At 62.9% G+C, this 12,336-nt stretch carries 14 protein-coding genes; 6 read left to right on the top strand and 8 right to left on the bottom strand.

What is annotated here, in order from left to right:
- The coding region (locus BO74_RS16215) for a helix-turn-helix domain-containing protein (RefSeq protein WP_496443681.1) at positions 1-282 on the bottom strand (282 nt) is incomplete at its 3' end.
- Positions 283-499: 217 nt separating this feature from the next.
- Here BO74_RS16215 and BO74_RS16220 point away from each other — a divergent pair.
- Positions 500-703, top strand: a complete 204-nt coding sequence (locus BO74_RS16220) for a topoisomerase DNA-binding C4 zinc finger domain-containing protein (protein ID WP_496443682.1) — start codon at positions 500-502, stop codon at positions 701-703.
- A gap of 81 nt (positions 704-784) precedes the next feature.
- Here BO74_RS16220 and BO74_RS16225 read toward each other — a convergent pair whose 3' ends face one another.
- The 6 genes from BO74_RS16225 to BO74_RS16250 form a co-directional block, all read right to left on the bottom strand.
- Complete coding sequence (locus BO74_RS16225; protein WP_496443621.1) at positions 785-1,492, bottom strand: ABC transporter ATP-binding protein; 708 nt, start codon at positions 1,490-1,492, stop codon at positions 785-787.
- Positions 1,485-2,291 (bottom strand): ABC transporter ATP-binding protein, encoded by an 807-nt coding sequence (locus tag BO74_RS16230; RefSeq protein ID WP_496443623.1) that lies wholly within the window; start codon positions 2,289-2,291, stop codon positions 1,485-1,487. Before BO74_RS16230 ends, BO74_RS16225 begins: the two co-directional genes overlap by 8 nt.
- Positions 2,278-3,522 (bottom strand): ABC transporter permease subunit, encoded by a 1,245-nt coding sequence (locus BO74_RS16235; protein ID WP_496443625.1) that lies wholly within the window; start codon positions 3,520-3,522, stop codon positions 2,278-2,280. The genes BO74_RS16230 and BO74_RS16235 overlap by 14 nt, the downstream gene beginning before the upstream one ends.
- 4 nt (positions 3,523-3,526) lie before the next feature.
- Positions 3,527-4,435 carry a branched-chain amino acid ABC transporter permease gene (locus BO74_RS16240; RefSeq protein WP_496443627.1) on the bottom strand — a complete coding sequence of 303 codons (909 nt, stop codon included), beginning with the start codon at positions 4,433-4,435 and terminating at the stop codon, positions 3,527-3,529.
- Positions 4,436-4,521: 86 nt separating this feature from the next.
- On the bottom strand, positions 4,522-5,643 hold the full coding sequence (locus BO74_RS16245) for a branched-chain amino acid ABC transporter substrate-binding protein (protein WP_496443629.1): 1,122 nt from the start codon (positions 5,641-5,643) through the stop codon (positions 4,522-4,524).
- 60 nt (positions 5,644-5,703) lie between these two features.
- On the bottom strand, positions 5,704-5,826 hold the full coding sequence (locus BO74_RS16250; RefSeq protein WP_496443631.1) for a hypothetical protein: 123 nt from the start codon (positions 5,824-5,826) through the stop codon (positions 5,704-5,706).
- A gap of 84 nt (positions 5,827-5,910) precedes the next feature.
- Here BO74_RS16250 and BO74_RS16255 point away from each other — a divergent pair, with 84 nt between their 5' ends.
- From BO74_RS16255 to BO74_RS16265, 3 genes are read left to right on the top strand one after another with little or no spacing between them, the layout of a single operon-like run.
- Positions 5,911-6,891 (top strand): sialic acid TRAP transporter substrate-binding protein SiaP, encoded by a 981-nt coding sequence (locus tag BO74_RS16255; protein WP_496443633.1) that lies wholly within the window; start codon positions 5,911-5,913, stop codon positions 6,889-6,891.
- A gap of 15 nt (positions 6,892-6,906) precedes the next feature.
- The gene (locus tag BO74_RS16260; protein WP_496443635.1) at positions 6,907-7,398 is read left to right on the top strand and encodes a TRAP transporter small permease; all 492 of its coding nucleotides are present in this window, start codon (positions 6,907-6,909) and stop codon (positions 7,396-7,398) included.
- Positions 7,395-8,672: a TRAP transporter large permease gene (locus BO74_RS16265; protein WP_496443637.1), complete on the top strand. Its 1,278-nt coding sequence runs from the start codon at positions 7,395-7,397 to the stop codon at positions 8,670-8,672. Before BO74_RS16260 ends, BO74_RS16265 begins: the two co-directional genes overlap by 4 nt.
- Before the next feature lie 45 nt (positions 8,673-8,717).
- Here BO74_RS16265 and BO74_RS16270 read toward each other — a convergent pair whose 3' ends face one another.
- Entirely contained in the window at positions 8,718-9,638 is a 921-nt protein-coding gene (locus BO74_RS16270) for a calcium/sodium antiporter (RefSeq protein ID WP_496443639.1), read from the bottom strand.
- Between the two features lie 110 nt (positions 9,639-9,748).
- On the opposite strand from BO74_RS16270, the gene BO74_RS16275 reads away from it, so the two are divergent.
- Positions 9,749-10,465 carry a DUF554 domain-containing protein gene (locus tag BO74_RS16275; RefSeq protein ID WP_496443641.1) on the top strand — a complete coding sequence of 239 codons (717 nt, stop codon included), beginning with the start codon at positions 9,749-9,751 and terminating at the stop codon, positions 10,463-10,465.
- 83 nt (positions 10,466-10,548) lie between these two features.
- Positions 10,549-12,312 carry an arginine--tRNA ligase gene (gene argS / locus BO74_RS16280; protein WP_496443643.1) on the top strand — a complete coding sequence of 588 codons (1,764 nt, stop codon included), beginning with the start codon at positions 10,549-10,551 and terminating at the stop codon, positions 12,310-12,312.
- Positions 12,313-12,336 lie beyond the last annotated feature (24 nt).

Here is a 12,336-nt window from a genome sequence, read left to right on the forward strand (position 1 = left end):
CTGTTCCGGGCGCTTGTCGCAGATGATGCGCTGAAGGGCCTGTTCCTGTTCCGCTGACAGGCTTCGACCCGTACCCGGTTTCTTCCCGCGTACGGAGGGCTTCAAGGCGACCATGCCGCCTGCTTCGTACAAGTCCAGGGCCATGCGTACGCCCGGCCAGCTGAGCCCCGTCGCCGTGACAATCTGCATCACACGCATCCCGCTTTTGTGCAGCCGGACCGCTTGCTTGCGTAGGGCATACAACTGCTCCAGCGTTTGAACTTCTTTTTCTGTCGTTTCCATCATTCCCATGTCGGGACAATAACCCGAAATTCAAGCGTTATTCGGGCCGAATCTATAGAAGACCGCTTACGGAGAATGCGAATTTAAAACGCAGATGCCCGATAACGTTCGATCCACGGGATACACGGGATACACGGGATTTATTAAAAGTCACGTGACGACTCGTTTTACGGACCACGAGGTTGAAAAAGTCTTCGAAGCGCTCAGTACGGGAAAAATGCCAAAGGGCCTGTTTCAGTCGTTTGAGACGCATACCACGCATCTCGAATCCCTTAGGGAGCGACACAACAGTACCAAAGTCTGCCCCAAATGTGCCAGCCAGCTAACATTGCGCACAGTCAAAAGTGGTCCAAGAGCAGGAGGACAGTTTTTGGGGTGCAGCAGTTTTCCCAAATGCCGCTACACGCGACCTTTGGATTGAAGGGTCAAATATATTGACCCTTCTTGATTCTGGCTTGCGCCGGAATGGCGGGCTCAGGACTGTCCAGCGAATCCCGGGACATTACATCCCCAGATACGCCTTCTTCACCTCTTCGTTGCTGAGCAGGTTCTCGGCCTTGTCTTCCAGCGTGATCGCGCCGTTTTCCATGACGTAGCCGCGGTGGGCGATCTTCAGCGCCTGGTTGGCGTTCTGTTCGACGAGAAACACCGTGGTGTTGTTCTCGGCGTTGATCTGTTTGATGATCTCGAAGATCTGCTTGATGATCAGCGGCGCGAGGCCGAGCGATGGTTCGTCGAGCAGCAGCAGCGACGGGCGGGCGAGCAGAGCGCGCGAGATGGCGAGCATCTGCTGTTCGCCCCCGGAGAGCGTGCCGCCGGCTTGGTTGCGGCGTTTTTCGAGGATCGGGAAGCGCCCGAACACCTGGTCGATGTCGGCCTTGATGCCGGTCTTGTCGTTGCGCAGGTAGGCGCCCATCTCCAGGTTTTCGAGCACGCTCATCTGCGGGAAGATGTGCCGCCCTTCCGGCACCTGGCAGATGCCGAGGGTGACGATGGCTTCCGCGCTGAGGCGGTGAACCGGTTGCCCGCGGAAGAGGATTTCGCCGTGGCGCGGCGGGTTGACGCCGCAGATCGACATCAGCGTGGTGCTCTTGCCGGCGCCGTTGGCGCCGATCAGGGTGACGATCTCGCCTTCGTTGATGGTCAGCGAGACGTTTTTCAGTGCCTGGATGTTGCCGTAAAAGGTCTGTATGTTGCGGAGTTCAAGCATGGGCTTCCTCGCCGAGATAGGCTTCGATCACCTTCGGGTTTTCCTTGATCTGCTGCGGCGTTCCCTGTGCGATTTCCTTGCCGTACTCCATCACGTAGATGCGGTCGGAGATGTTCATCACCAGTTTCATGTCGTGTTCGATGAGCAGGATCGCGACCTTTTCCTCGTCGCGGATGCGCGTGATCAGCGCGTCGAGTTCGTGCGTTTCCTGCGGGTTCATCCCCGCGGCTGGCTCGTCGAGCAGCAGCAGGAACGGGTCGGTGGCCAGCGCGCGGGCGATTTCCAGGCGGCGCTGCGCGCCGTAGGAGAGGTTGCGCGAGAACTCGTCGGCGACCTCCGCCAGCCCGACTTTCTTCAACAGCTGGTAGCTCTTGTCCACCGATTCCTTTTCCTCGCGCGCGATCGCGGCGCCGCCGAGGATCGCCCGGACGATGCCCGTACGGGTGCGGCAGTGGCGGCCGATCATCACGTTTTCCAGCACGGTCATCGCCGGAAACAGGCGGATGTTCTGGAAGGTGCGCGCCATGCCGAGCGCGGTGATGCGGTTCGGCTTCATGCCGTTGATGCGCCGCGTCGCGCCGCCGGGCGGGTGGATCTTCACGTCGCCTTGGGTGGGTTCGTAGATGCCGGTGACGCAGTTGAAGAAGGTCGTCTTGCCGGCGCCGTTCGGCCCGATCAGGGCGACGATCTCGCCTTCGAAGATGTCCAGGCCGACGTTGTCGATGGCGCGCAGGCCACCGAAGTCCATCGTCAGCCCGCTGACTTCAAGCAGCTTCTTCCGTTCGTTACTTGCCGCCATCGGTATCCTCCTTGTCGGCGGTGTCGTATTCGTACTTGCGCCGCATGTCGTTGATCAGCCCTTGCGGCCGGAAGACCATCATCAGCACCATCACCGCGCCGAAGACGAGCATGCGGTATTCGGCGAAGGCACGCAGGTATTCGGGCATCAGCTTCAGCGCCAGGGAGGCAATGATCACCCCGAGGATCGAGCCCATGCCGCCGAGCACGACCATCGCCAGGATCATCGCCGAGTCCATGAAGGTGAAGCTGTCCGGGTTGATGAAGCTGTTGTGCGCGGCGAAGACCACGCCGACGAGGCCGGCCCAGAAGGCGCCGAGCGCGTAGGCCGAGAGCTTGGTCTGCGCCATGTCCACGCCCATCGCCACGCTGGCGATCTCGTCTTCGCGCAAGGCCATCCAGGCCCGCCCGACGCGCGAGTTCTTCAGCCGGTTGGTGACCACGATGGTCAGCGCCACCAGCGCCAGGACGATGTAGTAGGTGTAGATCGCCTTTTGCCGTCCGTCGAGTTCAATGCCGAACAGATCGGGCCGCGGGATGTTGGCGATGCCGGCGGCGCCGCCGAACACCGTGTCCCAGTTTTCCAGGACGATCTTGGTGATCGAGGCGAAACCGAGGGTGACGATGGCCAGGTAGTCGCCGCGCAGACGCAGGATCGGAAAGCCGAGGACGATGCCGAAGAGCATGCCCATCACTCCGCCGAGCGGCAGGCAGGTCCAGAAGCCGAGGTCGAAGTTCTTCGAAAGCAGCGCGTAGGTGTAGGCGCCGACGGCGAAGAAGGCGATGTAGCCGAGGTCGAGCAGCCCGGCGAGACCCACGGTGATGTTCAGGCCAAGCCCCAGCACGACGAAGATCAGCGCGCTGACCATGACGTTGACGTGGTAGAAGCTCTGCCCGCCGGACACCAGCCAGGGGAAGGCCATTGCCAGCAGGCCGACGCCGAGCAGCACGCGGCGGCTCAGCACCGGATCATCGGCCAGGCGTTGCGCCAGCGAGTGCCTGCGCTTTTGCGGATGCGCGTCGGCGGCAGCCTGCGCCCGCTTCGCCGCGCGACGGTCGATGGAGAACTGCCACAGCCAGGCGATGGCGAAGGCACAGAGGCCAGCCCAGACGAGGTTCGCCCAGCGCCACTCCACTTCGCGGCTGACGGTATTCACCCGCACCACCATCAGCGGCAGGGTGAGGAACATGAACCACAGGCCGATGCCCAGGGAACGTTTCAGATGCGTCATGACATTACACCTTCTGCTTGACCGCCTTGCCGAGCAGGCCGGCGGGGCGCAGGATGAGGATCAGGACCAGCAGGCCGAAGGCGAAGACGTCCTCGTAGGCGCTGGAGATGTAGCCGGCACCGAGCGTCTCGGCAACGCCAAGGACCAGGCCACCGAGCACCGCGCCGGGAATGTTGCCGATGCCGCCGAGCACCGCCGCGGTAAAGGCCTTGATCCCGGCCATGAAACCGATGGCGCTGTTGATCTGGCCGGTGCGCGATGCGATCAGCACACCGCCGATCGCCGCCAGCACGGACCCGATGATGAAGGTCGCCGAAATCACCCGGTCGACGTTGATGCCGACCAGCCGCGCCATCACCTGATCCTGCTGCGTGGCGCGCATCGCCTTGCCGATCTTCGTGTATTTGATCAGGACAGTCAGCGCCACCATGGTCAGCGCGGTCACGACGAGGATCACCATGTCGACCGAACTGACGTACTGGATCAGCGGCTCCATGAATTCGAACTCGGGAACGAGCTCGGGAAACGGCAGGAAGTCCGGCGTCTGCGCCAGCTGCACGTAGTTCATCAAAAAGATCGAGGCGCCGATGGCGCTGATCAGCGGCGACAGCCGCGGCGCGCCGCGCAAGGGTCGATAGGCGATCTTCTCCAGCGTGAAGCCGTAGGCCGCCGCATAGATGGCCGCAACCACGGCGGCGATGATCAGCACCGACAGGCCGCTGTAGCCGCTCAGCGTCGCCACCCCGGTAATGATCAGCGCGACGAAGGCGCCGATCATGTAGACCTCGCCGTGCGCAAAATTGATCAGCTGGATGATCCCGTAGACCATCGTGTAGCCCAGAGCGATCAGGGCGTAGATGCTGCCCTTGACCAGCCCGCCGCACAGCAGCTGGAACAGATACTCAAAATCCATGAAAAATCCGCCTTCGAAGCGTAAACCCAAAAGACCGGGAGGGGGACAACGCCCCCCTCCCGGTCTCGCCTGTCGGTCAGAAACCCTTACTTGACCTCGCCGAACGCGCCGTTCTTGACCTGATACACCGCGAAGCCGACGCCCTCGGCATCGCCCTTGGCGTCGAACTTGATCTTGCCGACGGTAGTTTCCACTTCGCTGCTCTTGAGCGCCTTGCCCACCGCCTCGTAGTCGGTGCCGCCGGCCACCTTGACAGCGTTCATCACCGCCAGCGTCGCCGCGTAGGCCTGATCGAAGAAGGTGCCCGGTTCCTTGCCGTATTTGGCCTTGTAGTCAGAACGCGCCTTGGCGTTGAGCGGATACTTGGTGACATCCATCGGGCCGGTGGCATACACGCCTTCGGCGTCCTTGCCGGCGATCTTCAGGAAACCGTCGCCCTTGATGCCGTCGGGTCCGACGAAAGGCATCTTGATCCGCTTCTTGTTCATCTGCGACAGCAGCTTTGACGCCTCCGGGTGATAGCCGCCGAAGATGATCGCGTCGGCCTTTTCCTTGTTCAGCTTCTGGATCACCGCCGAATAATCCATGGCACCGGGCTGGATGCCCTCGTACATGACGACCTTGGCCTTGCCACCCTTCTCGATCGCTTCCTTGGAGAAATCGGCAAAGCCCTTGCCGTAGTCGCCCTTGTCATGCAGCACGGCGACTTTCTTGGCGCCGAGCTTTTCGACGACGAACATCGCCGCCAGTTTGGCCTGGTCATCGTCCGGCGCGATGGTGCGATAGAAGTTCGGGTACTCGCCCCCCTTGGTCAGCGGCGGATTGGTCGCCGACGGGCTGATGGCGATGATCTTGGCGTCCTTGTAGATGCCGAGGGCCGCCTTGGTGGCACCGGAGCAGACGTGGCCGATGACGATATTGACCCCTTCCGAGACCAGCTTGGTCGCCACGTTGGTGGCGATTTCCGGCTTGCACTGATCGTCGGCGACCATCAGCTCGACTTTCTTGCCGTTGATCCCGCCCTTGGCGTTGACCTCGGCGACGACCATCTCGGCAGCATCCTTGCTCGGCAGGCCGTACGGGGCGAGATCACCCGTATGCGGGCCGGCCAAACCGATCTTGATGGTGTCGGCGGCCAGGGCGGGCGCCGCGAACGCAGCGGCAGCAAAGGCGGCAGCGACGACGTTGACCAGAGTCTTCTTGTGCATCAGGACAGTCTCCTTCCAGGGAATGGTTGATCTCGCGAGAACCGGGCGAGAGTAGAGGAATTAATTGGCACGGTCAAGGAAAAAGCCTTTGTTTTCATAAGGCAAGAGGGTCTTTCTCACCGCCCTTCGGGCAATTTCCGCCAGGGCCGGCACATCAACATCCATCGTAAATCCAACTTGCATCCGGCATTCTCTCCGGTATAGTGCTACGTCGAGACAGCATGCTTTCTGCGATGGATTCACAACAATTACAGGAGAGGTTCAATCATGCTGAAGAAAACACTTTGTCTTGGAATTCTGGCCAGTCTGGCCGTAATCGGTTCCGCCTCCGCGGAACAGGCGATGATCATGCGCTGGGGCGACGTCGTCGCCGGCGGCCATCCGCAGGTGATGATGATCGAGCGCGTCGCCGCCGACGTGAAAGCGAAGACCAACGGCCGCATCGACATCCAGGGCTTCCCGAACGGCCAGATGGGCAGTTCGCGCGACATGATCGAGGCCGTTTCCAACGGCACCCAGCAGATCGTCACCGAAGGTGCAGCGAATTTCGGCGCCTGGATTCCGTCGATTTCGGTCACCGAAGCCCCGTTCATCTGGAAGAGCCCGGAGCACCTGATCAAGGCGCTCAACGGCCCGTTGCTGGAAAAATACAACGGGCAGCTGATCAAGGCCCGCGGCATGCGCATCCTCGGCGCGGTCTATTACGGCACGCGCCACCTGACGACCTCCAACCGCCCGGTCAAGACCGTCGACGACGCCAAGGGCCTGAAGGTCCGCGTGCCGGAGAACGACGTATTCAAGGCGATGGCCGAGGCCTGGGGCGCCAAGCCAACGCCGATGAACTTCAACGAGCTGTACCTGGCGCTGAAGACCGGCACCGTCGACGGGCAGGAAAATCCGCTGCCGACGATCAAGTCCGGCAAGTTCCAGGAGGTGCAGAAATACATCATCCTCACCGGCCACATCATGACCCCGCGCCTGGTGGTGGTTAACGAGGCATTCTGGCAGAAGGTTCCCGCCGCCGACCGCAAGATCGTCGAGGATGTGCTGAAGACGCACATGGCCTGGGCCGACAGCGAGATCAAGAAGCAGGAAGTCGCCCTGCTCGACGAGTTCAAGGCCGCCGGCGTGACGATCATCCAGCCCGACGTGGAGAGCTTCCGCAAGGCCACGCTGGCCGTCGTCCCGGCCAAGTTCGAGGCCAAGTGGGGCAAGGGCACCTTCGATTCGATCGCCAACATGCAGTAAGCAGTCGGAGGACGCATGTCGATTGATCGTATTTCCCGTGCGGCGCTCAAGGTGCTGCACGGAACCGGCATCGTGCTGTTCGTCGGCATGTGTCTGCTGGTGCTGGCGCAGGTGGTAGCGCGCAAATTCTTCGAGCCGCTGGTGTGGAGCGAGGAACTGGCCCGCTACCTGTTCATCTGGGTCGCCTTCCTCGGCTGGGTGATCGCCAACCAGCGCAAGTCGCACATCCACATCTCGCTGGTGCTCGACCGTTCCGGCCCGGGGCTGAAACGGGCGCTGGCCGTCATCGCCGACCTGCTGGTGATCGTCTTCGCGCTGATCTTCACGGTCAAGGGCTGGCGGCTGGTGCAGAACAACCTGAACGTCGAGACCGTCACGCTGTTCTTCGATTTCTGGCTGGTCTATCTGATCATTCCACTCTCAGCCGTGGCTTCGATCGTGATCGTGTGCTGTGATCTCGTGGCAATTGCACGCGGGCAACTCGAACGGAAGGAGATCCGGCTATGAGCAGCATCATGCTGGGCATTCTCGCCGTTTGGTTCGTCGCGCTGTTCTCCGGTGCGCCGATCTATGTGCTGATGGCACTGGCGGGTGCGGCGTTCACCTACTTCGCCGATATCAACCTGATCGTCATCCCGCAGAAATTCGCCAAGGCTGCCGACAGCTTCCCCCTGCTCGCCGCGCCGATGTACATCCTGATGGGCAGCCTGATGAACTCGTCGGGGGTGACGCTGCGCATCCTGCGCTTTGCTACCGTGTGCGTCGGCTGGTGGCGCGGTGGCTTGTGCCACGCCAACATCTTCGCCAGCGTCATCTTCGCCGGCATGAGCGGTTCGGCCGTGGCCGACGCCGGCGGCATCGGCGCCATCGAGATCAAGGCCATGCGCGACGCCGGCTATGACGGCGAAACGGCGGCGGCAATCACCGCTGCCTCGGCGACCATCGGTCCGATCATCCCGCCGTCGCTGCCGATGATCATCTACGGCGTCGCGGCGGAAACCTCGATCGGCAACCTGTTCCTCGGCGGCCTGCTGCCGGGACTGCTGATGGCCGGCGCCCTGATGCTGATGGTCAGCGCACTGTCCCGGCGCCGGAACATGCCCGCTTCAACCGCCCCCACCGCGAACGAGGTCTGGCAGGCGTTCACCGGCGCCATCCCGGCGCTGATGTGCCCGATCATTCTCTTCGGCGGCATGATGAGCGGCTTCTTCACCCCGACGGAAGCGGCCGCCGTCGCGGCACTCTACGCCCTGTTGATCGGCGTCCTTTACCGTGACATCAAGTTCGGAGACCTGCCACGCATCGTCCTCGAAACAGTCGAGACGACCGGCGTGCTGATGGCCCTGGTGATGAGCGCGGCGCTGCTCGGCTACGCGCTATCCATGTCGCGCCTGCCACAGGAGTTCGGCGCCTGGCTGACCAGCACGCTGAGCTCGAAGATCGTTTACCTGCTGATGGTCAACGTCATCCTGCTGGTCGTCGGCTGCTTCATGGAGGCGATCTCGGCGATGCTGATCCTGATCCCGATCCTGGTACCGCCGGCCATGGCGCTGGGCATCGACCCGACGCAGTTCGGCGTCGTCGTCGTGCTCAACCTGATGGTCGGCACGATCACCCCGCCGGTCGGGATCGTCCTGTTCATCACCGCGCGCGTGGCGAATCTGCCGTTCGACCGGGTATGCAAGGCAACCTGGCCGTTCCTCTGGCCGCTGGTGGGCGTCCTCCTGGCGATCACCTTCGTTCCCGCACTGACGACGACGCTGCCGGATTTCTTCCGATAAGGTGACAGCTAGGCAACAAGGGCGCCGACGATGGCGCCCTTGTTGCTACGTCCACAGCAGCAGCGTCACGTTGGCTCCGTACAACAACAGGAGCAGGATGCCCTGCCAACGGCCGATGATGCTCCGTCGGCCCGGCCAGGCGCACAACAGCACGGTGAAGCCGAAAATCAACGCCACGCTCGCTTCGTTCCAGTCGACCGGAATCGGATGGATCATCGCAGCCACTGCGACGATGAAGCAGGCGTTGAACACGTTGCTGCCGAGTACCGTGCCGAGGCCGACTTCGTCGTAGCCGCGCAGCTTTGACACGATCGTCGTCGCCAGTTCGGGCACCGTCGTACCCACGGCGACGATCACCGCGCCGATGACGAATTCGCTGATTCCCATCGCCCGGGCGATGCCCTTCGCGCCCGCCACGATCAGGTGCCCCGCGGTAAAGAGGATGGCCAACCCGATCAGCAGCAGGACAATCAACCGCCAGCGGCTGCCGCCATTCGATTCCGGCAGCACGTCCCCGCGCTGGCGCCGCGCGCTGATCACCGTCGCGGTCAGCCAGATGCAGAACGCCGCCATCAGCACGGCGCCATCGACACGCGAGATTTCGCCATCGACCGCCAGCGCGGCGGTCAACACCGGCGTCAGCAGCGCCGCGCTGAAATCGCGGCGGATGCTGTCGCGCGGGCACTTCATCGCCGAGATCAGCACGGCAAGGGCCAGCACCAGCCCGACATTGACGATGTTCGCCCCGAGCACGTCGCCGAAGGCAATCTGCGGCACACCGTTCAGCGCCGCACTGACGGCGACGGCCAGCTCGGGACTGGACGTGGCGAAGGCCGCGACGGTAGCGCCGACGATTCCCGGCGCGATCCGCAACCAGAACGCGATGCCCACCGCACCACGCACGAAAAGCTCCGCCCCCGATGCGGCGCAAACGATCCCCGCCCCCAGCATCACGTAGTCGTTCATCGTTCTTGTCTCCCCTACCCCCCGCTGCCGTCACGTTTTCAATATAGACACCTGCTGAAGAAGGGCCTAGCCTTCCGCCCTTTTCACGATTTGGCTGAAGGAGGTTCTGCATGCTGGGCCCGCTCGTCAATAGCGCCGCGGTGATGACCGGCGCCGTCGCCGGAGGCCTGCTGGGCCGCCTGTTCCCACGACGGATCAAGGAGGCGCTGCCCCTGACCTGCGGCGTCATCGCCCTCGGCATCGGCGCGCTGTTGATCAACAAGGTGCACACACTGCCGGCCGTCGCGCTGGCGATGATCGGCGGCGCCTTGGTCGGCGAACTGCTATGGCTTGAGCGCGGGCTGGAACTCGCCATTCATTGGGTGCAGAAACGTTTCGAACGCGCCAGCCCCGTCGATCGCCACAATCCGCGCGCCGAAGGATTCATCGTCAAGTTCGTGACCATCAGCGTGCTGTTCTGCGCCAGCGGCATGGGCATCTTCGGCTCGACGCACGAAGGCATGACCGGGGAGCCGAACATCCTGCTGGCCAAATCGGTGCTCGACTTGTTCACCGCGATGATCTTTGCCACCGAGCTCGGCTTTTCCGTCGCCCTGATCGCCGTCCCGCAGTTGCTGATCCAGAGCGCGCTCTACTTCGGCGCCCACCTGCTGATGCCGCTGACGACCCCCGAGATGCTCGCGGATTTTTCCGCCTGCGGCGGCATCGTCATGCTGGCCACCGGACTGCGCATCTGCGGCATCAAGATCTTCCCGATAGTCAATATGCTGCCGGCACTCGTGCTGGTCATGCCGATCTCGGCGACCTGGGCGCGCTTTTTCGCCTGATTTTCATCAGCTTCCCGACAAACGCGCAGGCAACCGTGCATCGTATAATCCGCGTTCGCTCGATTCTCCGGACACGCACCGCAATGACCCACGACATCAAGACCCATCTCGCCGACCTGATGCGCAGCGCACTGCTCAGCCTGGCGCCCGACCAGGCCGACACCGCCATCGTCCTCGAACGCCCGAAGCAGGCCTCGCACGGCGATTTCGCCTGCAACCTGGCGATGCAACTGGCGCGCGCGATGAAGCGTAACCCGCGCGAGCTGGCCCAGCTGCTGCTCTCCGAAATTCCCACGTCGCCGTTCGTGGCCAAGGTCGAGATCGCCGGCGCCGGCTTCATCAACTTCCATCTGCAGCGTGCCGCCAAACTGGAGGTGGTGCGCAACGTCCTCGAGCAGGGCGACGTATTCGGGCGCTCGACGCTCGGCGGCAAGCAGAAGGTGCAGATCGAATTCGTCTCGGCCAACCCGACCGGCCCCCTGCACGTCGGCCACGGCCGCGGCGCCGCCTACGGCGCCAGCCTGTGCAACCTGCTGGCCTATGCCGGCTGGGATGTGACCCGCGAATACTACGTCAACGACGCCGGCCGGCAGATGGACATCCTCGCCACCTCGGCCTGGCTGCGTTACCTCGAGCTGCACAACACGCGCATTCCCTTCCCGCCGAACGGCTACCAGGGCGACTACGTGCGCAACATGGCGATGGAGATGAAGATCGCGCACGGCGACAAGTACGCCCGCTCGACCGCCGAAGTTCTCGAAGGCACGCCCGGACTGCCGGAGGCCGACCGCGCCGACGACGATGCCAAGGCGCAGCGCGAGGCGCATCTCGACGCGCTGATCGCCAACGCCAAGCGCCTGCTCGGCGAGGACTGGAACTACGTACACAACCATGTACTGACCGAACAGCTCGAAGACTGCCGCAGCGACCTTGAGGATTTCGGCGTGCATTTCGACGTCTGGTTCTCTGAAAAGTCGCTGTTCGACACCGGTCTCGTCGCAAGCTGCGTCGAACGGCTGAAGCAGGCCGGCCACCTGTACGAGCAGAACGGCGCGCTGTGGTTCAAATCGACTGAATTCGGCGACGAGAAGGATCGCGTCGTGCAGCGCGACAACGGGCTGTACACCTATTTCGCCTCGGACATCGCCTACCACCTGAACAAGTACGAACGCGGCTTCGAGCGCGTGATCAACATCTGGGGCGCCGACCACCACGGCTACATCCCGCGGGTCAAGGGCGCGCTCAAGGCGCTCGACCTCGATCCGGACGTCCTGGAAGTCGCGCTGGTACAGTTCGCCGTGCTCTATCGCAACGGCCAGAAGGCCTCGATGTCCACCCGCTCCGGCGAATTCGTCACGCTGCGCACCCTGCGCGACGAGGTCGGCAACGACGCCTGCCGCTTCTTCTACGTGCTGCGCAAATCCGACCAGCATCTCGATTTCGACCTCGATCTGGCCAAGAGCCAGACCAACGAGAACCCGGTCTACTACATCCAGTACGCCCACGCCCGGGTGTGCTCGGTCCTCGCGCAATGGGACGGCGACGACGAGGCGCTGCAAAAAGCCAATCTCGCCTTGCTCGACAACCCGCACGAACTGGCCGTCGCGGCCAAGCTCGGCGAGTTCCCGGAAGTCGTCGAAGCCGCGGCCCGGGATCTCGCGCCGCACGTGATCGCCTTCTACCTCAAGGATCTCGCCGCCGCCTTCCACAGCTACTACAACGCCGAACGCATGCTGGTCGATGACGTCGCCCTGAAGGATGCCCGTATCGCGCTGGCCGCAGCGGTGCGCCAGGTGATCCGCAACGGCATGGCCATCATCGGCGTCAGCTGTCCGCAATCGATGTAATTCGGAAACTCCGGGAAAAACACC

The sequence above is a fragment of the Propionivibrio pelophilus DSM 12018 genome, from assembly GCF_059569095.1.